21 protein-coding genes and 1 CRISPR repeat array are annotated in these 21,566 nt (G+C 62.8%); of the genes, 12 read left to right on the forward strand and 9 right to left on the reverse strand.

Annotated features, from left to right (window positions below):
• Window positions 1-29 precede the first annotated feature (29 nt).
• A CRISPR array of direct repeats spans window positions 30-788; the repeat unit is 27 nt; unit sequence GCGTTCCCCGTGCCCACGGGGATAAAC.
• 194 nt (window positions 789-982) lie between these two features.
• The gene (locus B3C1_RS08905; protein WP_008484321.1) at window positions 983-1,873 is read right to left on the reverse strand and encodes a LysR family transcriptional regulator; all 891 of its coding nucleotides are present in this window, start codon (window positions 1,871-1,873) and stop codon (window positions 983-985) included.
• A gap of 104 nt (window positions 1,874-1,977) precedes the next feature.
• Between B3C1_RS08905 and B3C1_RS08910 the strand changes: the two genes are divergently transcribed.
• The gene (locus B3C1_RS08910) at window positions 1,978-2,421 is read left to right on the forward strand and encodes a (R)-mandelonitrile lyase (protein ID WP_008484322.1); all 444 of its coding nucleotides are present in this window, start codon (window positions 1,978-1,980) and stop codon (window positions 2,419-2,421) included.
• A gap of 124 nt (window positions 2,422-2,545) precedes the next feature.
• Here the strand turns inward: B3C1_RS08910 and B3C1_RS08915 are convergent, their stop codons facing one another.
• Window positions 2,546-3,445 (reverse strand): LysR family transcriptional regulator, encoded by a 900-nt coding sequence (locus B3C1_RS08915; RefSeq protein WP_008484324.1) that lies wholly within the window; start codon window positions 3,443-3,445, stop codon window positions 2,546-2,548.
• A 138-nt stretch (window positions 3,446-3,583) separates the two neighbouring features.
• Between B3C1_RS08915 and B3C1_RS08920 the strand changes: the two genes are divergently transcribed.
• From B3C1_RS08920 to B3C1_RS08930, 3 genes are all read left to right on the forward strand, one after another.
• Complete coding sequence (locus tag B3C1_RS08920) at window positions 3,584-4,786, forward strand: MFS transporter (RefSeq protein WP_008484325.1); 1,203 nt, start codon at window positions 3,584-3,586, stop codon at window positions 4,784-4,786.
• Window positions 4,787-4,875: 89 nt separating this feature from the next.
• Window positions 4,876-5,133, forward strand: coding sequence for a YkgJ family cysteine cluster protein (locus tag B3C1_RS08925; RefSeq protein WP_008484326.1), 258 nt, complete (start codon window positions 4,876-4,878; stop codon window positions 5,131-5,133).
• 85 nt (window positions 5,134-5,218) lie between these two features.
• Window positions 5,219-5,629, forward strand: a complete 411-nt coding sequence (locus B3C1_RS08930) for a MerR family transcriptional regulator (RefSeq protein WP_008484327.1) — start codon at window positions 5,219-5,221, stop codon at window positions 5,627-5,629.
• A 28-nt stretch (window positions 5,630-5,657) separates the two neighbouring features.
• Here B3C1_RS08930 and B3C1_RS08935 read toward each other — a convergent pair whose 3' ends face one another.
• Together B3C1_RS08935 and B3C1_RS08940 are read right to left on the reverse strand one after the other, a co-directional pair.
• A complete protein-coding gene (locus B3C1_RS08935) occupies window positions 5,658-6,914 on the reverse strand; it encodes a saccharopine dehydrogenase family protein (protein ID WP_008484328.1) in 1,257 nt (418 codons plus the stop codon).
• Entirely contained in the window at window positions 6,911-7,225 is a 315-nt protein-coding gene (locus B3C1_RS08940) for a hypothetical protein (protein ID WP_008484329.1), read from the reverse strand. The genes B3C1_RS08935 and B3C1_RS08940 overlap by 4 nt, the downstream gene beginning before the upstream one ends.
• Before the next feature lie 150 nt (window positions 7,226-7,375).
• Between B3C1_RS08940 and B3C1_RS08945 the strand changes: the two genes are divergently transcribed.
• Window positions 7,376-8,302 (forward strand): NAD-dependent epimerase/dehydratase family protein, encoded by a 927-nt coding sequence (locus tag B3C1_RS08945; protein WP_008484330.1) that lies wholly within the window; start codon window positions 7,376-7,378, stop codon window positions 8,300-8,302.
• 71 nt (window positions 8,303-8,373) lie between these two features.
• The gene (locus tag B3C1_RS08950) at window positions 8,374-8,637 is read left to right on the forward strand and encodes a DUF4031 domain-containing protein (RefSeq protein ID WP_008484333.1); all 264 of its coding nucleotides are present in this window, start codon (window positions 8,374-8,376) and stop codon (window positions 8,635-8,637) included.
• A 4-nt stretch (window positions 8,638-8,641) separates the two neighbouring features.
• Here the strand turns inward: B3C1_RS08950 and soxR are convergent, their stop codons facing one another.
• A complete protein-coding gene (gene soxR, locus B3C1_RS08955) occupies window positions 8,642-9,085 on the reverse strand; it encodes a redox-sensitive transcriptional activator SoxR (RefSeq protein ID WP_008484334.1) in 444 nt (147 codons plus the stop codon).
• Between the two features lie 92 nt (window positions 9,086-9,177).
• Here soxR and B3C1_RS08960 point away from each other — a divergent pair, with 92 nt between their 5' ends.
• Window positions 9,178-9,600 (forward strand): RidA family protein, encoded by a 423-nt coding sequence (locus tag B3C1_RS08960; RefSeq protein ID WP_008484335.1) that lies wholly within the window; start codon window positions 9,178-9,180, stop codon window positions 9,598-9,600.
• Between the two features lie 38 nt (window positions 9,601-9,638).
• On the opposite strand, the gene B3C1_RS08965 is transcribed toward B3C1_RS08960, so the two are convergent.
• Window positions 9,639-10,724, reverse strand: a complete 1,086-nt coding sequence (locus B3C1_RS08965; protein ID WP_008484336.1) for a branched-chain amino acid aminotransferase — start codon at window positions 10,722-10,724, stop codon at window positions 9,639-9,641.
• Between the two features lie 326 nt (window positions 10,725-11,050).
• On the opposite strand from B3C1_RS08965, the gene B3C1_RS08970 reads away from it, so the two are divergent.
• The 3 genes from B3C1_RS08970 to B3C1_RS08980 are packed head-to-tail and all read left to right on the forward strand — an operon-like array spanning window position 11,051 to window position 15,644.
• Window positions 11,051-11,473: a DoxX family membrane protein gene (locus B3C1_RS08970; protein WP_035481619.1), complete on the forward strand. Its 423-nt coding sequence runs from the start codon at window positions 11,051-11,053 to the stop codon at window positions 11,471-11,473.
• Window positions 11,470-12,570, forward strand: a complete 1,101-nt coding sequence (locus B3C1_RS08975) for an efflux RND transporter periplasmic adaptor subunit (RefSeq protein ID WP_008484338.1) — start codon at window positions 11,470-11,472, stop codon at window positions 12,568-12,570. Before B3C1_RS08970 ends, B3C1_RS08975 begins: the two co-directional genes overlap by 4 nt.
• Window positions 12,567-15,644 (forward strand): MexW/MexI family multidrug efflux RND transporter permease subunit, encoded by a 3,078-nt coding sequence (locus B3C1_RS08980; RefSeq protein WP_008484340.1) that lies wholly within the window; start codon window positions 12,567-12,569, stop codon window positions 15,642-15,644. Before B3C1_RS08975 ends, B3C1_RS08980 begins: the two co-directional genes overlap by 4 nt.
• Window positions 15,645-15,688: 44 nt before the next feature.
• Here B3C1_RS08980 and B3C1_RS08985 read toward each other — a convergent pair whose 3' ends face one another.
• Window positions 15,689-17,530 (reverse strand): hypothetical protein, encoded by a 1,842-nt coding sequence (locus B3C1_RS08985; protein WP_083858293.1) that lies wholly within the window; start codon window positions 17,528-17,530, stop codon window positions 15,689-15,691.
• 237 nt (window positions 17,531-17,767) lie between these two features.
• Between B3C1_RS08985 and B3C1_RS19795 the strand changes: the two genes are divergently transcribed.
• Window positions 17,768-17,926, forward strand: a complete 159-nt coding sequence (locus B3C1_RS19795; RefSeq protein ID WP_008484341.1) for a YqaE/Pmp3 family membrane protein — start codon at window positions 17,768-17,770, stop codon at window positions 17,924-17,926.
• Window positions 17,927-17,965: 39 nt separating this feature from the next.
• Here the strand turns inward: B3C1_RS19795 and B3C1_RS08995 are convergent, their stop codons facing one another.
• The gene (locus tag B3C1_RS08995) at window positions 17,966-19,099 is read right to left on the reverse strand and encodes an acetyltransferase domain-containing protein (RefSeq protein ID WP_008484342.1); all 1,134 of its coding nucleotides are present in this window, start codon (window positions 19,097-19,099) and stop codon (window positions 17,966-17,968) included.
• A complete protein-coding gene (locus tag B3C1_RS09000) occupies window positions 19,089-21,161 on the reverse strand; it encodes a TonB-dependent siderophore receptor (protein ID WP_008484343.1) in 2,073 nt (690 codons plus the stop codon). The genes B3C1_RS08995 and B3C1_RS09000 overlap by 11 nt, the downstream gene beginning before the upstream one ends.
• Before the next feature lie 234 nt (window positions 21,162-21,395).
• Here B3C1_RS09000 and B3C1_RS20170 point away from each other — a divergent pair, with 234 nt between their 5' ends.
• Window positions 21,396-21,560 carry a hypothetical protein gene (locus B3C1_RS20170; RefSeq protein WP_156804513.1) on the forward strand — a complete coding sequence of 55 codons (165 nt, stop codon included), beginning with the start codon at window positions 21,396-21,398 and terminating at the stop codon, window positions 21,558-21,560.
• Window positions 21,561-21,566: the final 6 nt, after the last annotated feature.

The raw sequence follows: 21,566 nt of genomic DNA on the forward strand, positions 1-21,566 counted from the left end.
ATTTTGACCACCTCTTCGCGGCCATCGATGCGTTCCCCGTGCCCACGGGGATAAACCGACGACCTGGGCGCACCTGACCTCGGCCAGGAAGCGTTCCCCGTGCCCACGGGGATAAACCGACGACCTGGGCGCACCTGACCTCGGCCAGGAAGCGTTCCCCGTGCCCACGGGGATAAACCGACGACCTGGGCGCACCTGACCTCGGCCAGGAAGCGTTCCCCGTGCCCACGGGGATAAACCGACGACCTGGGCGCACCTGACCTCGGCCAGGAAGCGTTCCCCGTGCCCACGGGGATAAACCGACGACCTGGGCGCACCTGACCTCGGCCAGGAAGCGTTCCCCGTGCCCACGGGGATAAACCGACGACCTGGGCGCACCTGACCTCGGCCAGGAAGCGTTCCCCGTGCCCACGGGGATAAACCGACAGAGGATTTCGAGGCGGCCACTGGCATAAAGCGTTCCCCGTGCCCACGGGGATAAACCGTGTTACTGCGTATAATGTATATATAAGTAAATGCGTTCCCCGTGCCCACGGGGATAAACTGCGGTGCCACTGTCCCAGTCGGGGGCTCCGGCCGCGTTCCCCGTGCCCACGGGGATAAACCGAGTTGATCCGGTCTGCCTACCTGGCTGTTGATGCGTTCCCCGTGCCCACGGGGATAAACCGGAAAGCGACGCCAGCACTATGGCCTTTGCCATGCGTTCCCCGTGCCCACGGGGATAAACCGGGTCCCAGATAAAGAACAGGCTGCCTTTGTTGGCGTTCCCCGTGCCCACGGGGCAAATCTTACGCCGCTGAATGCTTTTGACGACGTGTTGCTCCCCGCACCTGCTGGAATGAGCTGGGCCACACAAGTATCCTGTTTATCTGGCCGGAACTTTCTCGCTCACGGTGAAGGTCAAAGAGCTCTCGAGGGCTTTGGCTCTAGCAGAAATCTCATGCTTGCGGATCTTCCTATACCCACCAGGCGGTGTGTTTTCTTACGTCATCCTTAGGGCATTCACTACCACCTTAAAAGCCGCAGTCTGCTGGCGCCGGCTGGGGTAGTAGAGGTGGTAGCCGTCAAAGGGCTCGCACCAGTCGGCCAGTACCTCCACCAGCGAACCGGCTTCAATATGAGGCTCCACCAGGGCATTGGGCAGTTGCGCCAAGCCAGTGCCAGCCAGGCAGGCGTCGAGGATTTGCAGGGAGCTGTTCATAATCAGCGGCCCGCTCACCCGCACCCGAGACTCCTGGCCGGCCTTTGAAAACTCCCAGGCATAAAGGCCGCCGTGGGTGGGCAGGCGCAGGTTAATGCATCGGTGCGCCGTTAGCGCCTCGGGGGTTTGTGGGGTGCCGGCTTCGGCCAGGTAGGCGGGGGACGCCACCGTCATCAGCCGCATCCTTGGCGCTATGGGCACCGCCACCATGTCGGCGGCTATCATGCCGCCGACGCGGACCCCGGCGTCGAAGCGCTCGGCAGCGATGTCGGTGAGGCCATAGTCGGTGATGAGTTCTATGGTGAGCTCTGGGTAGGTGGCCAATAGCGGCGCCAGCTTGGGCCATAACACATGGCGGCAGGCAAACTCGTCGGCGGTAATGCGCACCGTGCCGGCCGGGTTGTCCCGCAGGTCGGCAAGGCTTGCCAGGTGGCCATCGATTTCTTCCAGCAGCGGCGCCACGCTTTGCAGCAGCCGCTCACCGGCTTCGGTGCGGGTGACGCTGCGGGTGGTGCGGGTCAATAGCCGCACCCCAAGGCGCTCTTCGAGGGTTCGCAAGGTCTGGCTCACCGCCGAAGGCGACACCCCCAGATGGGCGGCAGCCCGGGTAAAGTTACCCTCACGGGCAACGGCCACAAATACCTTGAGTTCGTCCAGACTCGGGCTCGTCATTATGAAGCGCTTCTTAAAACAGGGTTCTTAATTAGCCATATTATCAGCGCAATCAGGCATTGCTATCTTGTTAGCTCCCCTTTCAACACAACCGGGAGCCGGTTATGAGCAATACCGATAACAAAGACCTAGACATGCAGGTGCACCGTGCCGGTGCCACTCCTGCCATCAAAGGCCCGGCCGACTGGTTTACCGGCAATGTGCGCATCGACCGCATCTTCAATGCCCCCGCCCCGTCTCGCATCGGCTTGGCGGTGGTGAACTTCGAGCCCGGCGCCCGCACCAACTGGCACGCCCATCCCCTCGGCCAGACCCTGTTGGTGACCGACGGTGTGGGCTGGACCCAGTGCGAAGGCGGCCCGAAAACCGAAATTCGCCCTGGTGACCTGATTTGGTGTAACTGCGGCCGCCGCCACTGGCACGGCGCCACCGACACCACAGCCCTGCAGCACGTGGCAGTGCAAGAAGCGCTGGACGGCAGCCCGGTTACCTGGTTTGAGCCGGTGTCCGATGAAGACTACCTGGCAGGCCCGGTCAAAAAAGACTAAGCCGACCCAAGAGCCAGCTGTTGCCTATGTGCCTGACAACAAGCGCCTTTATGGCCCCCGGCGCTTTGACAAAGGGCTAGATGGCCCGAGCCCAGCTCAGCCAAACCCAGGGGCCAAGACAGACTCAACGGCGCTGAGGCTGGACGGTACCAACCAGGTTGGGCATCACCTCTTTCATCAATGCAAAAAAGTGCCTGAGCCGCGCCGGGTAATAGTTGGCATAGGGGTACACCAGGTATACCGGCAATGGGTCCGGTTGCCATTGGGGCAACAGCTGCACCAAACGGCCGTCAGCCAGGGCGTCAGCGGCGATCCAGTGCGACACCGTGGTTACCCCCAGTCCCATTAAGGCGGCATTGTATGCCGCATAAAGGCTGTCTGTGGTCAGCCTGGGGGCAATGGCGACTTGCTCTACCGCTTGGCTTTGCTGATGGCGAAGCAGCACTTCTCGGCGATGGTAGGGGCTCTGGGCTACCCAAGGCATGGCCGGCAATTCCGCGACCTGTTGCGGGGTACCGGTTTGGCTGAGCAGCTGTGGCGAGGCCACCATGATCCTGGGCACCTCTGCCAGCAGCACCGCCACGACCGATGGGTCGCTGATGTGCCCCAGCTGCACGGAACAGTCGAGGTTTTCGGCGATGAAGTCGGGGGTCTTGTCATTGAGCACCCATTCCACACTCAGCGCCGGTGAGCGTTTCAGCAAGTCGATCAGGTGCGGCAGCATCTGCTGCTGGCCAAAGGCGTGGGGCACTCTGACTCTCAGCACACCCGCTATCTGCTCGTCATTGCCGGCGAGCTCTTCGGCCATGGCATCCCACTGGGCCAGCAGGGTGCGGGCATGCCGATAACAGCGCTCACCGTCGTCGGTCAACTTCATGCCATGGGTAGAGCGCAAGATGAGCTTGGCGCCCAACAGGCTTTCCAACTGCGCCAAGCGGCGGCTGACGGTGGGTTGGGTGGTATCCAGTTGTCTGGCAGCAGCAGAGAGGCTGCCACTTTCGATGATCCTCACCAGGGTGCGCATCAACTCTATACGATCAACGTTGTTCACAAGCAGGCTAGCCATACGTAAAGCGTATAACAGTTCTACCAGTGAAGTGGCTACAGCGCCAATGCCTGGCTTTGCAAAATAGCGCCACTATCGGATTGGAGGACAATGTCCATGCGCTCGCAACTCGCCACTCACGCAATACAGCCCCCCGCCTATACCAGGGCGACCACTCTCACCTTGGCCAGTGGTGCCGGCTTTGCGGTGGCATCTATCTATTATGCTCAGCCTATCCTGCCCTTGATGCAGCAGGAGCTGGGTCTTGGTATCGAACAGGTTGGCCTGGTTCCAACCCTGACCCAGTTCGGTTACGCCTTGGGGCTGTTCTTCCTGCTCCCTCTGAGCGACCGCTATGACCGGCGCCAACTGATCGGCATCAAAAGCATCATGCTGGCACTGATGCTGCTGCTGTGCAGCCTGTCGGGCGGCATCGGCAGCCTGCTACTGACCAGCCTGCTGATCGGCATAACTGCCACCTTGGCGCAAGACATAGTCCCCAGTGCCGCTATCCTGGCGCCGCCGCAGCGACAGGGCAAAGCGGTGGGAACAGTGATGACGGGCCTGCTGCTGGGCATACTGTTGTCCCGCACCTTCAGTGGTGTTATTGCCGACCATCTCGGCTGGCGCGCTACCTACCAAATAGCCGCTGTGATCATCGTGCTGTCGGGATTGATGCTGTGGCGGCAGCTGCCACGCTTTGAAACCCACGCAAAGCTGAGTTACCCGGCATTGCTGCGCTCGGTGGGGCAACTCTTTGTTCGTTACCCGGCCTTGCGTCATGCCGCCCTTGCCCAGGGGCTGCTTTCCATTGGCTTCAGCGCCTTCTGGAGTACCCTGGCCCTGATGCTGAGCCGACACTTTCACATGGGCAGCGATATCGCCGGGGCCTTCGGCTTGGCGGGCGCCGCCGGTGCCATTGCTGCGCCGCTGGCTGGCGGTTTGAGTGACCGCATCGGCTCTGCCAAAGTCACCCAGTTCGGCGCGGCCCTGGTCAGCTTGGCCTTTGCCGCCATGTTTGCCTTGCCATGGCTGGGCACGACGGCACAGTTGGTATTGATTGCGCTGAGTACCGTTGTCTTCGACTTCGGCTTGCAGATGGCACTGGTTTCCCACCAGTCGCTGGTCTATCGCCTGGATCCCAATGCCAGGGGCCGTATCAATGCGGTGTTCTTCACCACTGTCTTTGTGGGCATGTCACTGGGTTCATTGCTGGGCAGCCAGGCCTTGGCCATGGCGGGCTGGCAAGGGGTGGTGGCCCTGGCTACCCTGAGTGCGGCCCTGGCTTTTGCCCTGCGCTGCAAAGCCTCTGGCCAGTGAAAAAAGCCACCGTCAGGTGGCTTTTCGGTTGGGTGCTCAGCGTCCCTTTCTGGCAAAATGACGGCACTTTTCCTGCAGGATACCCTTACATGAATTGTCGTGATCACTGCGGGGCCTGCTGCATAGCGCCTTCCATCACCAGCCCCATTCCCGGTATGCCAGAGGGTAAGCCAGCCAATGTGCGCTGTGTGCAACTGGCAGACGACTTTCGCTGCAAGATCTTCGGCCACCCCGAGCGCCCGGCCTTTTGCGCCGGCCTCAAGCCCTCCCAAGAGATGTGCGGCCAAGACCGGGACCAGGCCCTGCGCTGGCTGGGGGACCTGGAGATCGCCACCCGCCCGGTATAAGCCCGCCCAGGGCAATGGGCACGGGCAATGGCCGTCAGGGCAAGGTAACCTTGGGGTAGGGTTTTTTGGCTAAGAGCAAGGCAGCATGAATATCGGAGAATTGGCAGAGCGCACCGGTCTTGCGCCGTCGCGCATTCGCTTTTACGAACGTATCGGCCTTTTCAAGCTGGTTAAGCGCAAGGCCAACGGCTATCGCAGTTATCCCCCCGAGGCGGTGCAGGCCTTGAACCTTATCAGCAGCGCCCAGCAGGCGGGCTTTAGCCTGGACGAGCTTCGCACCCTGTTGCCGCCGGATCTCAATGATTGGCAGCACCAAGAGCTGCTGGCGGCGCTAAAAGCCAAGGTGGTGGACATCGAGGCTTTAGAGGCGCGCCTTGCCAGCAGCAAGGGGCAACTGCTGGCCATTATCGGGGATATTGAGGCCAAGCCTGCGGATATGGACTGCGCCGCCAACGCCAAGCGGGTATTGGCCAAGCTGCAAAAAGACCAAGAATAAAGGATGAGCCGGGCTAAGCCCGGCTTTTTTATGGCGCGCCGTCGCCAAGCGTAAAGGTCATACCGCTGTGGCGGCGCAGGCGGTCAAGATAACCCTCGCCAAAGGCGCTGGCCGGAGTCCAAAAACCGCCGGGCCTGCCGGTTTTCTCACTGCCTTCTCGCATATTAAGGGCCAAGAAGAGGGCGGCCTGGCCCAGCATCTTGGCGGTGGCGCCATAGCCAGGGTCCCGGTCGCCGGTAACCTTGAGGCTAAGGGCCTGGCCAGCCTCGCCCTTGCCCCAAAAGCGCAGGTCAAAGTGGCCAGCAAGCTGGGCGGCGGGGCTTGGGCCCTCGCCGGGTTTGGGCAGTAAAAAGCGTTGCATCAGGTAGCGGCCCGGCCTTACCAGGGCGGCCAGCATAAAGGCCCCCAGGACCGCCACTACCCCAAAGGCTTTAAGGCGGCCCTTGAGGCCGGGGCCGGTCAGCAGCCCCTCGTTGTAGCTAAAGTCCTGGCCGTAGGCCTGCCCCAAGAGGGCATTGGAGCGATGCACCACCCGTTCGTTAACGGCGGCCATCAGAAAGGGCGCCGCCCAGGACTGGGCGTTGTGGTCGTATTCGGCGGCTTTGACTTGATGCTGGCGGGCGCTGTTTACCGGCGCCGGTGGGCACAGGGAGTAGGGATTGTTGATGTCCTTGCGGATAGCCGGGTCGGCCAGGGCCTCTTCGATAAACTGCAATATACTGGCTACGGTGCCGCCGGAGGCACCGCCTTTTAAGGCCTTGACTCTCATGGTGATCTCGCCAAGGGGCTGGCCCCAGCGTTTGACGGCTTCTTGCTGCAAAAGCCACACCCCCATGTCCGAGGGCACCGAGTCAAAGCCGCAGCAATGGACGATGCGGGCGCCGCTTTGGCGGGCGGCGGCCTGGTATTTGTCCACCATCCGCTTTATCCACTGGGCCTCGCCGGTGAGGTCACAATAGTCGGTGCCCCCTTCGGCGCAGGCCTTAATCAAAGGCTCGCCATACAGGGCATAGGGGCCGACGGTGGACACCACGGCCTGGGTTTGGGCGCAAAGGGCGGCGATTTGGCTGGCGTCGGTGGCGTCGCTAATCAGTATCGGCAGGTCCTTGCCCGCTTCCCCCAAGGAGGCCTTAAGGGCTTCGAGCTTGGCGGCCGAGCGCCCGGCGATGGCCCAGCGCAGCGGTTCCTGGCTTTCTGCCAGGTACTGACTCAGGTAGCGGGTCAAAATTTGGCCAACAAAGCTGGTGGCGCCGAACACCACCAGATCAAAACGGGGCGCTGTCATAGGCGGGCTCCTAAAGGGGTGGGTAGATACAGGGCCGATTGGGCGTCCTGCACCACATCAAAACGCAGCACCAGCCCCGCCTCCAGCTGTTGTAGCAAGGTGCTCAAGGGGCCTTGGCCCTGGGTCAGGCGCAGTTTTCGCGGCAGCAGCTGCTGGGCAAAGGCCAGGGTATTGGTCTGCACCAGGGTTTGCTGCCAGCGGCCGTCAACCTGGTCCAGATCCGGGTTCATGCGGAACCTGTGGTAATAGCCCTCGGCGATCACCGCCACCTGTTGGCTGCCGAAGGTCACTTGGGTCATCTCTTTTGCCATCACCTTGCCTACCTTGATTTAAAACCCTGGTGCCACTCTAAGGTTAAATCTGGCTTTAAGGTCAATAGGGCAAGACCGGGCTTGACCTTAAAGCTGGCTTTAACCTTAGCCTTGGCGCCAGTGCAATAACGAGCAAAGAGGCAAGGCAAGATGCAAACCATACTGGGTGCCAGCGGGCAAATCGGCCAAGAACTGGCCAAGGCGCTAAAAGCGGACTTTACCGAGCAAATCCGCCTGGTCAGCCGCCGGCCGCAACAGGTTAACGGCAGCGACCAACTGCTGAGCTCTGACCTGTTGGACGCCGGCCAGACCATGGACGCCGTCGCCGGCTCAGAGGTGGTCTACCTCACCGCCGGCCTGCCCATGGACACGGCGCTCTGGCAAGCCCAGTGGCCGCTTATTATGGAAAACGTCATCAACGCCTGCGCCGCCCATAAGGCCAAGTTGGTGTTCTTCGACAACACCTATATGTATCCCCAGACCAGTGCCCCCCAGACCGAAGAGACTCCCTTTGTGCCTTATGGCCCCAAGGGCAGGGTGCGGGGCGACATTGCCAATATGCTCCTTAAAGCCATGGCAAAGGGCCGGGTGCAGGCCCTTATCTGCCGGGCCCCGGAATTTTACGGGCCGGGCAAGACCCAGAGCATCACCAACGCCACCGCCATCAACCCCTTGAAGGCCGGCAAAGCCGCCAAGGTGTTCTTGCGCGACGACACCCTTAGAAGCCTTATCTACACCCCCGATGCCAGCCGGGCCATGGCGCTTTTGGGCAATACCCCGGACGCCTTCGGCCAGACCTGGCACCTGCCCTGTGACGACAACCGCCTTACCTACCGCCAGTTGGTGACTCTGGCCGCCGAGGTGCTGGGGGCGGCTCCCCGCTACAAGGTGCTTAAGGCCTGGCAGCTCAAATTGGCCGGGCTTTTTAGCCAAACCTTGCGGGACGCGGCAGAACTTTTGCCCCGCTACCAGGTGGACAACCTTTTTGTATCGGACAAGTTCAAGGCGCGCTTTCCCGATTTCAAGGTAACGTCCCTGCAAGAAGGGCTTAAGGCCATAGCAGCCCAGGGGCGCTGACAGGGCAGGGCTGAACTGGGGCAGGGCTTTTGCTAAGCTGGGGGCCTTGTCCTTCCTCTGGAGCCTTGCCCTTGGCCGTTTACGTCGACAACATGAAGGCCCCTTTTCGCAATATGGTGATGTGCCACATGCTGGCCGACACCGACGAAGAGCTGCACGCCATGGCGGCGCTGATCGGCATGCACCGGCGTTGGCACCAGCACCCAGGTACCCATAAGAGCCATTACGACATCAACCTGGAGATGCGGGCCCTGGCCGTTTACCACGGGGCCCTTGAGATCACCATGAAAGAGGCGGGGCGCATCGTCTGGACCCGCCGTAAACAGGGCGCCTGAAGCCCTAGTAGCCCGCTATCCGCCTTGGCCCCTTGCCCTCTGCACAGAGGCTGTCTTCGGGGTTGAACAACTGGCATTTTTCCATGCTCAGGCAGCCGCAGCCGATACAGCCGGTAAGGTTGTCTTTCAGGGACTGCAGCCGGGCCAGGCGGGCGGTCAGTTCGGCTTGCCAGCGCTCGGCCAGGCGCTGCCAGTCTTTCTGGGTGGCAACCCTGTCCATGGGCAGGGCCGCCAGTTCAGCGGTGATCTCCTCCAGGGTAAACCCCACCGACTGGGCCACCCTGACCAGTGAGATGCGCCGCAGCATGGAAGAGTGGTAGCGGCGCTGGTTTCCCGGCGTGCGTTCGGCAAAGATCAGCCCTTTTTGCTCATAAAAACGCAGTGCCGACTGGGCGATACCGCTGCGGTCGGCCAGCTCGCCGATGCTCAGGTAGAAGTGGCTTGCCATGGCTCTGATACTCCCCGAAAGCCCTTGAGTTCAAGTTAACTTTAGCTTGTACATTGTGCGCCATTGTCAGGCATAACCCCAAGGAGCAACAGATGCCAAGCGCCCAAAACCTCAGCCGCCTCAACCCCGCCGGCCTTTTTGACCCCAGCCCCTACGGCTTTTGCCACAGCCTAACGGCCCCGGCCGACGGGGAGTGGCTGTTCATTTCCGGACAAAGTGGCGGTGAGGGCCTGGAACACAGGCTCAGCAATGACTTTCGCAGCCAGGTGCAGGTGGCCCTGGGTAACCTCGACACCGTGCTGGCGGCCCATGGGCTGACCTTTGCCAGCCTGTTGAAGATAACGGTGCTGATCGTCGACCACGACGCCGACAAGCTGGTCATCTGGGGCCAGGAACTGGGCCGCTACTGCACCCCACAGACCCTGCCGGCCAGTACCCTGATACCTGTGCCTTGCCTGGCCCTGGCGGGGATGCAGATAGAGGTGGACGCCATCGCCTTTAAAGCCAGGGCCTAGGCCATGAAAAAGCCCCGCTTAGCGGGGCTTTTTGTTGCTCAGTCCAGGGCCAGCATCCAGCCGTGGGGGTCGTCGGCGCGGCCGTACTGGATATCCAGCAGGGCGCCTTTGAGCATGGCGGTCACTTCGCCACCCTGGCCGTTGCCAATGGTGAATTCGTGGCGGTTGCCCCTGACCGACCCTATGGGGGTGACCACGGCGGCGGTGCCGCAGGCGAAGGCTTCCACCAGCCGGCCGCTTTGGGCGTCCTGCTGCCATTGGTCGATGGAGTAACGCTCTTCGCGCACCGTCAGGCCCTTGTCCATGGCCAGTTGCAGTATGGAGTCGCGGGTGATGCCGGGCAGTATGGTGCCGGTCAGGGGCGGGGTTTGGATGGAGCCGTCGTCGAACACGAAAAAGACGTTCATGCCCCCCAGCTCTTCCACCCAGAGCCTTTCCACCGCGTCCAGGAACACCACCTGGTCACAACCTTGGCGGCTGGCTTCCAGCTGGGCCACCATGGCCGCCGCGTAGTTGCCGCCGCATTTGGCGTCGCCGGTGCCGCCGGGGGCGGCGCGGGTGAAATGGTCAGACACCCAAAGGGAAACGGCGGCGGCGCCCCCTTTGAAGTAGGCCCCCACCGGGCAGGCGATGACGCTGAACAGACACTCTTCGGCGGGTTTGAGGCCCAGGGTGGCGTCGGTGGCGATCATAAAGGGGCGCAGGTACAGGGAGGCAAAGTCCTGCTGGGGGATCCAGTCTTTGTCCAACTGGGCCAGGGCCTTGACCGATTCGACGAACATGGCCTCGGGCAGGGGCGGCATGGCCAGGCGGCGGGCCGAGTTGGCAAAGCGCTTGGCGTTGGCCTCGGGGCGGAACAGGGCAACGGAACCGTTGGCCTGGCGGTAGGCCTTGAGCCCTTCGAAGATCTCCAGGCCATAGTGCAGCACTGTGGTGCCGGGGGAGAACTGGAAGTCATGGCGTGCCTTGAGCCGGGCCTGGTGCCATCCCTTATCGGCGCTGTGCTGCGCCGTCACCATGTGGTCGGTAAAGACTTTGCCAAATACCGGGTTATGCAGCAGCGCCTGGCGCTGTTCGGTGGAGGTGGGGGCGTCGCAGGGCTCAATGGACAGCGGATGGCTCATGGGTTCCTCGGGGTCATTCGTTCAACATCAACATCATTCTAAGAAGGCGCGGCCGGGGCGGGATAGCGCTGGCACCCTGGAGTGCCGCTGTGGCAAGACCGGCTGACCATTGAAGATGCAACGTTGCCGGCCGGTTATCAAGGTTTGTGCCCTGCCAAATGTGTTCGGCCACCGCCAGCTCCCCCTGGTCAGGGGCCTGGGGGAGGGGCCCAAAGCAACCTTGACCTCAAGTTAACTTTAGGTTGTAGAGTCCCGGCTGCCTGGGCGCCCTGCCCAGTGTTGGCGCCGCCAAGAGGGCGGTGGGAACTTGGGTGAGGGAGCCCTTTATGCAATCTAGACTCGATAGGATCTTGGCCAGCAGTGGCTTTTGGTTGTTGGCCCGGCTTTGCCTGGCCCTGATGTTCTTGTGTTCGGGCCTGGCCAAGGTCCTGGACTGGCAGGGCGGCCTGCAGGAAATGCAGGGGGCTGGCCTCAATCCCCCTTGGCTTTTCAACCTGGCTACCGCCAGCTTGCTGTTGTTGGGGTCCGCCCTGTTGTTGCTGGACAGGGCCCTGTGGCTGGGGGCGGCTGCCCTGGCGGTATTCTTGCTGTTGACCATTCCCCTGGTACACCACTTCTGGCTGCTTGAAGGTAGCGCCGCCCAGCTTTCCCTCTATTTCGCCCTGGAACACCTGGCCGTGGTGGGGGGCCTGATGGCGGTGGCCATTGCCAGCCGCCTGCGCCAGTTGCTGGTAGGAGGGCTGGTATGAAGCGCACTTTGTTACTCGGGCTGGCAGTGCTGGCTCCCGTGGCCCTGGTAGCCTTGATTTATGGGGCTGCCAATGCCGGCCAGGACTCCCAGCAAGGCCAGGCCTGGCCGGCGGTCAAGGTGGCCCTGGCCGAGGTGACCCTGGCCGAGCTGCCAAGGCGTTACCAGGGCATAGGCGAGCTGGAAGCGACAAGGCAGGTACAGCTGACCAGCGAAGTGGCTGGCCGGGTTACCCGCATCGCCTTCGAATCCGGCCAGCAGGTCCAGGCAGGCCAGTTGTTGGTGCAACTGAACGACGCCGTCGAGCAGGCCGAACGGCAGCGGCTTGAGGCGCAGCTGCGCAACACCCAGGCCCAGCTCAGGCGCAGCAAGCAACTGGTAGCCGACAAACTGGCGCCCCAGGAACAGCTGGACAACGCCGAGGCGGCCAGGGATATGGCCAAGGGCGAGCTGATGCGGGTTGAGGCCCTGATTGACCAAAAGGCCATCAAGGCCCCCTTTGCCGGGGTCATGGGGATAAGGCGGGTGCAACTGGGCCAATACCTGGACACGGCTTCGCCTATTGCCAACCTGGTGGACGGCCACCGTCTCAAATCCAATTTTGCCCTGGACGAGCGGACCTTGCCGGGCCTGGCCCTGGGCCAGCCGGTCAAGGTGCGGGTTGATGCCTTCCCTGAAGAGGCCTTCGAGGCCAAGGTGGTGGCCATAGACCCCTTGGTGGGCAAATCCCGAACCCTGCAGCTGCAGGCCGAACTGAGCAACGGCGACGGCCGCCTTAAGGCCGGCATGTTCGCCAGCATTGCCGTGCTTCGCCAAGATCAGCCGCCGGCCCTGCTGGTGCCCCAGACGGCGGTGACCTACAGCGCCTATGGCGATACCGTCTTTGTTGCCGAACCTGGCCCGGCCGGGCTGGTGGTCAAGCGGGTGACGGTGCAAAGCGGCGAGCGCTGGCAGGGGCTGGTGGAGATCACGGCGGGCTTGGAGCAGGGCCAGCAGGTGGTGACCTCGGGGCAGATGAAGCTGGCTGACGGCATGCAGGTGGAGGCCAAGGCCGACAGCCTGGCCGCCTTGTCCCTGGCCGGGGAGGCAGGCCTGTGACCTTTACCGACAAATTCGTACGCCGGCCGGTGCTGGCGCTGGTGGTCAGCGCCCTTATCCTGCTGCTTGGCGTCTTTGCCCTGGGCAAGCTGCCCATACGCCAGTATCCGCTGCTGGAAAGTGCCACCATCACCATCACCACCCAGTATCCCGGGGCCAGCTCGGAGCTGATGCAGGGCTTTGTCACCCAGCCTATCACCCAGGCGGTGGCCTCGGTGGAAGGCATAGATTACCTGTCCTCTTCTTCGGTACAGGGGCGCAGCCTGGTGACCCTGCGCCTGGCCCTTAACCGCGACTCCACCCAGGCCATGACCGAGGTGATGGCCAAGGTCAGTTCGGTGCGCTACAAGCTGCCCCAAGCCGCCTATGATCCCGTCATCGAGCGCTCCAACGGCGAGTCTACCGCCGTGGCCTATGTGGGCTTTTCCAGTGATAGCCTGTCTATCCCGGCCCTGACCGACTACCTGTCGCGGGTGGTGGAGCCGCGTTTTGCGTCCATCGAAGGGGTGGCCAAGGTGCAGAGCTTCGGTGGCCAGCACCTGGCCATGCGGCTTTGGCTGGACAACGAACGGCTGGCGGGGCGGGGGCTGACGGCGGTGGACGTGGCCGAGGCGGTGCGGCGCAACAACTTCCAGGCGGCGCCAGGGGAGGTCAAGGGCCAGTTTGTGGTGTCCAGTGTGCGGGTCAATACCGAATTGGCCAGCGTCGATGACTTTCGCGACCTGGTGGTGCGCAGCGACCAGGACGGCCAGGTGCGGATCCGCGACATAGGCACCGTTGAGCTGGCGGCGGCTGCCACCGAAACCAGTGCCATGATGGATGGCAAACCGGCCGTTCACCTGGGGATCTTCGCCACTCCCAAGGGTAATCCCCTGGTGGTGGTGGACGGCATTCGCCAGTTGCTGCCGCAGATAGAGCAAACCCTGCCGCCCGGGGTCAAGGTGGACCTGGCTTTTGAAACGGCCCGTTTTATCCAGGCGTCCATCGACGAGGTGATGCATACCCTGCTCGAGGCCCTGGTGATCGTCATCGTCGTCATCTATCTCTGCCTGGGGTCGGCCCGCAGCGTGCTGATCCCGGTGGCCACCATTCCCCTTTCCATGCTCGGGGCCCTGGGCCTGATGCTGGCCTTCGGTTTCAGCATCAACCTGCTGACGTTGTTGGCCATGGTGCTGGCCATAGGGTTGGTGGTGGACGACGCCATAGTGGTGGTGGAAAACGTGCACCGCCATATCGAGGAGGGCAGCAGCCCGGTGGTGGCGGCGCTGATGGGGGCAAGGGAGGTGGCCGGCCCTGTCATTGCCATGACCATTACCCTGGCTGCCGTCTACACCCCCATAGGCCTGATGGGGGGCCTGACCGGCGCCTTGTTCAAGGAGTTTGCCCTGACCCTGGCCGGCGCCGTGGTGGTGTCCGGGGTGGTGGCCCTGACCCTGTCACCTGTGATGAGTTCGCTGCTGCTGGCGCCCAAGCAGCAGGAAGGGGCCATGGCCCGCTTTGCCGAGGGATTGTTCAACGGCCTTAGCCGCCGTTACGGCCGGCTGCTGGCCTGGTCTTTGGCGCGCCCCTGGCTGACGGCGGCCTTTGGTGCCCTGGTGCTGTTGAGCCTGCCGCTGCTTTACCAGTTGCCCAAGCAGGAGCTGGCTCCGGTGGAGGATCAGGCCAGTGTACTGACGGCCATCAAGTCGCCCCAATACGCCAACCTCGATTATGTGGAGCATTTTGCCAAGGCCCTCGATAAGGTCTACCTGAGCATTCCCGAGACCGAAAGCACCTGGATCATCAACGGCACCGACGGCCCGGCCGACAGTTTTGGAGGCATTAACCTGTCCTCCTGGGAAAGCCGCACGCGGGATGCTTCCCAGATCCAGGCCCAGTTGCAGCAGGCGGTCGGTGACGTGGAAGGCAGCAGCATCTTCGCCTTTCAGCTGCCGCCGCTGCCCGGCTCCACCGGCGGCCTGCCGGTGCAGCTGGTGCTAAGAAGCCCCCTGGACTACCCCCAGCTGTACGCCACCATGGAGCAGCTCAAGGCCCAGGCCCGCCAAAGTGGCTTGTTTGCAGTGGTGGACAGCGACCTGGACTACAACAAGCCGGTGGTGCAGCTGCAGATAGACAGGGCCAAGGCCAATAGCCTGGGGATCGCCATGGCCGACATCGGCGAGTCCCTGGCGGTGCTGGTGGGAGAAAACTACGTGAACCGCTTCCCTCTGGACGGCCGTGCCTACGACGTCATTCCCCAAAGCGTCAAGGAACAGCGGCTGAGCCCCCAGGCCCTGGCCCGCCAGTACCTGCGCACCCGCGACCATGGCTTGGTGCCCCTGTCCACTGTGGTGATCCTGAGCCGGGCGGTGGAGCCCAACAAGCGCACCCAGTTCGACCAGCAGAACGCCGCCACCCTGCAGGCCATTCCCATGCCGGGGGTGTCGCTGGGAGAGGCAGTGGCCTTCCTCGACCAGGCCGCCCGGCAGCTGCCGGCCGATTTCAGCCATGACTGGCAGTCGGACTCACGGCAATACGTGCAGGAGGGTAACACCCTGGTCTTTGCCTTCCTGGCGGCCCTGGTGGTGATTTACCTGGTACTGGCGGCCCAGTATGAAAGCCTAGTGGACCCGCTGATCATCCTGATCACCGTCCCCCTTTCCATCTGCGGCGCCCTGCTGCCCCTGGCCCTGGGCTGGGCCAGCCTCAACATCTATACCCAGATAGGGCTGGTGACCCTGATAGGCCTTATCAGCAAGCACGGCATACTGATGGTGGAGTTCGCCAACGAACTGCAGGTCAGCCGCCGTTTGGACAGGGGCCAGGCGATATTGGAGGCGGCCAAGATCCGGCTAAGGCCGGTGCTGATGACCACGGCGGCCATGGTGTTTGGCCTGATCCCGCTGCTCTTTGCCAGCGGCGCCGGTGCGGCCAGCCGCTTTGGCCTTGGCCTGGTGATCGTCTGCGGCATGTTGGTGGGAACCCTCTTCACCCTGTTCGTGCTGCCCGGCGTCTACCGGCTGCTGGCCCGTGACCACCAGGCGCTGGGCGCCACCGAGCGGGCCAAACAGCTGGCATCGGTGCCGGCCCCTTAAGCTGTTGGGCATAAAAAAGGCCGGTTACCCGGCCTTTTTTTGCGTCAGTGCACGGCCCGCAAGGGCGGCGCTGCGGTCAGCTCCCTCAGCACCAGGTTGCCAAAGGGCACCTCGCCGATCAGCCGGCAGGACAGGTTGGCGGCGTTGTCCAGGTCCTGGGCACGCCTGGCCAGGTCGTTGAAGTGGCGACTGATGGCCGGCTTGCGGGTATCCGGCAGGCTGATACCGGTCAAGAACCCCGACAGCAGCGCCGGCTGGCCCGGCATGGTGTTGTAGTGCAGGTGGGCAAAGCTGGTGCCGGTCTCCAGGGTGTGACAGCCAGAGCAGGTGTTGACCGCCAGTTCGAAGACGGCGTCGTCCTGCACCGTGGCCGGGAAGGGGCTCACCGGCGACGCGGTGGTGGGTACCGCCGTCAGCTGGCTGGCCTGCACGTTCCACAGCACAGGGGAGGGGGCGGCACCGGCCAGGAAGGGCTGGCTGTTGTGGGCCAGGGTCACCTCATGGTTGCCCGAAGGGGGCCCCACCAGTTGATTCCAACTGCTGTTGATGAAGCTGGCCAACAGCGCCGAGTTGTTGTGCACCAGCTGCGGTTCCTGTTTGACGGAGGTCTGGGTCAGGAACCCGCCGCCCTGGGGTAGCACGAATTCGCGCAGCTCCCAGCCGGGGGACTGGGGCAGCAACTCGTTGCTGCGCACCTGGCTGATGGCGCTGGCGTTGGGCTCCAGGGGCGCGGCTCCGGCCTGGGTGAAGACGTCGGTCAGCTGCTGCAGGTCGTCGTTGTAGTTGGCGGAGCTGGACAGGGCTTTCCAGTCCCGGGCCCAGTCACGGATGGCGGTGCAGCCCCTGATGGGCACCTTGTACTCGAGGATCAGGGTCTTGGCCATGGGGTTGCAGTTACCGTCGTGCAGGGCGAACACGAAGCGCCCTTCGCCGGCGTCACCGCCACCATAGAAGCTGCCGCCACCGCGAAGATCCGCCCGCAGCACTATGCCCAGCAGCCGAAAGGGGCTCTGTTGCGGCAGCAGGTCGGCGCCGGGGCCACCGGAGCGGTTCTCCCAGGCCGTTATCACCTGCTGGTAGACGCCGGGGCGGGCCGCCACGTTGTGGCCGTTGATCAACTGGTTGTTTTGCCAGTTGCCAAACAGTTCCTTGATGAAGTCCGAGGTGGAAGCGGTGCCGTTGGCCATGTTTTCCATCAGCTGCCAGAAGGTCCAGTCCCCCTGGGGGTTACCGCTGGGGGCACTGCCGGCGGCCTGGCAGGCCCAGGTACGGCTGGGATCGTTGACGGTGCTGAGCTTGGTGATCATCAGGGAGTCGGGAATGCTGGTGGGGCCCAGCACCGGGTTGTCCGGGGGCAGGCCCACCGGCGGGCCCAGGGGCGGCAGCGGCAAGGGCTCGCCAATGGGCACCAGGCGCGGGTCCAGGGGCAGGGCAAAGCGCCGTTCCTTACCGGCCAGGGTCTCGAGCACCAGCAGTTGGTCGCCCTCCGGGATCCATTTCTGGCTGCCCAGCTGCTGGCGGTCGGCCGGGGCAAAGAGGGCCAGTTCCCGCTCTTTGCCTTCGGCCAGGATCTGGTTGGCCTTGGTAAAGGCTTCGAAGTCGAAGGGCACCTTGGCGGTGAAGAGGCCGTCCTTGGCCTTCAGATCGCCGTTTTCGCCGGTGTCGCTGAATTCAACCTCCTCCTTACCGAGGCTGAAAGCGAAGCGGCTGCCGGCTTCAAACTGAGGAAAACGCCCGGACAAGAGCGCGCTGTCGTCGCTCAGTTTGGTCAGGGACAGGCTGGTGGCCTTGGGATTGGCCGGTGGCGCTGAGGCTTCCTTGGCGCCCGTTGGCAGGGCGAGCAGGCCGGAAACCAGGCCGAGGCAAAGCAGGGTACTCCTGTACATATCGCTGATCCTCCATGGTTCAGGGATGCATGCACGACATTGATAACATGCGGTTGATTTTTGACCTCTTGTTTTATTGCCTAGTAGGCATAGAAGAGGCCCCGCCGGGCGTCAACAGGGCTGTTACAGAATGTGAGGGCCGTCGCTCGCTATTGCTGAACGAAGGGGAAAAGGAGCTGGGGTTGGCCAGGGCAGGCTGGTATCACTGGGGTACACCCAAGGAAAAGGAGCACTTTCATGGATCTTATCCGCATCCTCTTTGCCATTTTGCTGCCGCCCCTGGGGGTCTTTTTGCAAGTGGGGCTGGGCGGGGCCTTCTGGCTCAATATTCTGCTGACCTTGTTCGGCTACCTGCCGGGCATCATCCACGCGGTTTGGGTGATCGCCAAACGCTGAATCCGGTAATAAAAAAGCGGTGCCTAGGCACCGCTTTTTTTACAGGTATTTGAGGAGCGGCCAGGGCTGGCGCTGCTTGAAGGCGCTAAAGGCGCGGGTGGGGAAGTACAGGGCCAGGGCGGCGCTGATCAACCAGACCCAGGCGATGCTGTCCACCCCCAGCAGGGTGCCGTGGTTGGGACCGAGCAGGGCTATGGCCAGGCTGTAGAGCCCCAGCAGCACATAGAGGTGCAACAGGTAGAAGAACATGGGGGCGGCGCCAAAGTCGCTGAGCCAGCTTCCCAACCGGCCAAGGGGCCGTTCGAAGGCCAGCAGGCCAAGGAACATGCCACCCAGGGTCACCAGCAGGAAGGCCAATGATGGCGGGTACTTGGTAAGGTTGAACAGGGACATCAGGGTCCAGCCCAGGTTGCTGCCCTGCTGCCAGGGGAGGCTTTCACCGTAGAGATTAAGGCCCCTTAGCAAGGCAAACAGCACCAGGCAGCCAAGGCCCAGGGCCAGCAGCCACTGGTGGCGGCGCGCCGCCGGCAGGGTGCGGCCATAAAGGGGGCCTGCGCCATAGCCCAGCAGGATAACCCCTATCCAAGGCAACACGGGGTAGCTCACCTTCACCGCCAGGGGGCCTTGGCTGATGAGGTAGCCTCTGTCGTGCAGCACAGTCCAAAGGCTGTATCCCCAGTCTCCCGGTTGCAGGCTGATGGGAGACAGCAGGTTGTGGCCAAAAACAATGACCAACCCCAGGGCCAGCAGCCAGGGCCTTGGCAGGCTCGCCAGCGCGGCCAGGGCCAGCATGCTCAGGCCAATGGCCCAGATCACCTGCAGGTACAGGGTCTGGTAACTGCCCATCCAGGAAAAGGTCACCAGGGTCAGCTCAAGGGCGATCAGGAACAGGCCCCTTTTGGCCAGGAAGCTGCGGGCACTGCGGCCGGGCTTTTGGCTGTAAAGCCAGGCGGAAAGGCCGGTCAGGAACACGAAGGTGGGCGCGCAGAAGTGGGCGGCAAAGCGGCTCAGGAACAGGCCGGGGCTGGTGCTGTCCAGGGTCATGGGATCGGTGACCTGCATGTGCAGGTAAAACCTCTCCCTGACATGGTCTACCAGCATCAGCAGCATCACCAGGCCACGCATCATGTCGATGCTGCCGATACGGCGGTTAAGGGCAGTCTCAGAAGGCATAGGTCAGGCTCGCTTTTAGGTTGCGCGGCGCGCCCGGGTAGGCCCAGAGCGCGTTATAGCTGCTGTCGATGTAGCTTTGGTCGAACAGGTTGTCCAGGTTCAGGGCCAGCTTGAGGTTGTCGTCCAGCTGCAGGTGCAGGAACAGGCCCACCAAGCTGTAGGGCGCCAGGCGAAAGCTCAGGTCGGCGGCGTCGCCCAGGCGGCTGTCCACGAAGCGGTAACTCAGGCCGGTGTCCCCATCCAGGCCGAGGGGCTGCAGGGACTGGCTCAGCATCAGGCTGAGGTTATGGCGGGGAATATTGACCAGGGGGCTGCCCTTGGGCACCGCCAGCCCCCAATCGGCGTTGAGGCTGTCGCTGGTGGTTTGGGTGTCCAGGTAGGCGTAAGACAGCCTGGCTTGCAGGTTGTCGCCGAGGTCGGCCTTGATATCCAGTTCCAGGCCTCGGCTGCGGGCCTGGCCCAGAGGCGCCGAGAAACCGACGTTGACGGGGTCGGCCACCAAGATATTGGACTTGTCCGCATCGAATAGGGCCAGGGTGCCACTGACCGCCTGCAGCTCGAACTTGAGCCCCAGTTCCAGCGACTGGCTTTCCTCCACTCCGAAGGGGTGGCCTTGGTAGTCGGTGCCGCTCAGGGGCACAAAGCCTTCGGAATAACTGCCGTAGAGGCTGAGGCTGTCGCTCAGCACATAGACCAGGCCAAGGCGCGGGCTCAGGCGGCTTTGGCTGCGTTGGGAACGCTGCCCTGAAGCCAGCTCATGAATGCGCTGCTGGTAGTGGTCAAAGCGCAGACCCAGCAGCAGCTTGACCTGCTTGCTCAAGTCCATCTGATCCTGCAGGTAGCCGCCGAAGGCCTTCTGGACCTCCCTGTTGTCATAGAGCAGGGCTACCTCGGGGGCATTCTGGCCGTACTGAGGAGCCAGTATGTCCAGGCTGTAGCTGCCTTTTGGGCCCCGGTAACGGTAGAGGCCGGTGGCCAGTTCATAGCGGTAGGCATCGCTGCCCAGCAGCAGGTGGTGGCGCACCGGGCCCGTGTCCAGGGCGCCGCTCAGTTCCAGGCGCAGGGAACTGTCGTCGGAATGGTAGTCGCGGTAGCGCCTTTGGCGGTCCAGGCTGCGGCCGTCCTCGAACAGGCTTTGGCGACTGGGGGACAGTTCGGCGTCGGAGGAATAGCCGTTCAGTGTCGAGTGGCGCAGGTTAAGGCCGGCCTGCAGGGACCAGCCCCCGGCCAGTTGCTGCTGGTAGTTCAGCTGGTGCCCGGATCCCTTGACCTGGGTGGGGCCGTCATCGGGTTCGCCCAGGTAACGCGAGTCGGGCAGGGCAATGCCGTCCAGAGCCACCAGGCCCCGGTCGAACAGCTGCTGCTGGTCGATAAACTCGCCGCTATATAGCAAGGCTGCATCTTCCGCCAATTGGTAGCGCAGCGAGGGGCTGACCAGCTTTTTCTTGATGAAGACCTGGTCGCGGAAACTGTCGCTGTCCTGCCAGGCGCCGTTGATGCGAAAGGCCAGGCGTTCGCTCAGGCCGGTGGTGAAGTCCCCTTCCAGGCGTTGGTGCTGAAAGCGTCCCAACTCAGCCTTGAGGTAGCCCTCGGTCTGGTATTGGGGTTTTTTGGTGATGATGTTGACGGTGCCCCCCGGTTCGGAGCGGCCGTAAAGGGCCGACCCCGGCCCTTTGAGCACCTCGATATAGGCCACGTTGGCCAGGTCCCGGGTGCCGCTGAAACCACGCCCGGCGCTAAAACCGTCCACCAGGTAGGCCGACGGCATGTTTTCGTTGCCGGGAAAACCGCGCAGGGCAAAGCTGTCCCAGAGGCCGCCGCTGTTGTTCTGCCGGCTGATGCTGGCAGAAAAATCCAAGGCGTCCTGGAAGCGGCTGGCGGCACTGTTGTCCAGCAGTTGTCTGTCCAGGGTTTCAATGGCTTGGGGCAGGGCCTTGTTGGGAATGTCACCCCTGTAAGCCTGGTGGTAGCGGACGGTGAGGCGTTCCACCTCATCGGCCTGGGCCGTGCTTAGGCCAAGGAGCGCCGCCAGGGGCAGCAGTTTGCAAGAGCTTGGGGGCATGGGTCGGTACGGCAATAACTTTGATTTGTTATATCATAACTTTTATGGCGGGCTCTTTGGAAGTCCCAGGCTGACAGGGCAAGCTTGCATCTTCTTTACAGGAGGCTGTCACAGCGGCGAAAAAAGTTTTACTGCCTGCTTAGGGGCTTAGGACTGGTCGGCGATCTTGGTGCTTGCGCAGGCCTGTGGCCATGGGCTAAAGCTTTATGACCCAACAACGACAGGGAGGTAACCATGGCGCGACCCAAAGATCGGCAGGCGCCACTGCCCCGGGCCGAAGAACGGCTCGACCAGGAGCTGCTGGACGCACGCCTTGAAGATGAAGGTCCTGATTTTTCAGAAGAAATGCGCTCATTCTGCCCCGCAAGGGACAGGGACTACGGTCCCCTGGAACGTTGAGCCTCC

The sequence above is a fragment of the Gallaecimonas xiamenensis 3-C-1 genome (assembly GCF_000299915.1).
GTDB lineage: Bacteria > Pseudomonadota > Gammaproteobacteria > Enterobacterales > Gallaecimonadaceae > Gallaecimonas > Gallaecimonas xiamenensis.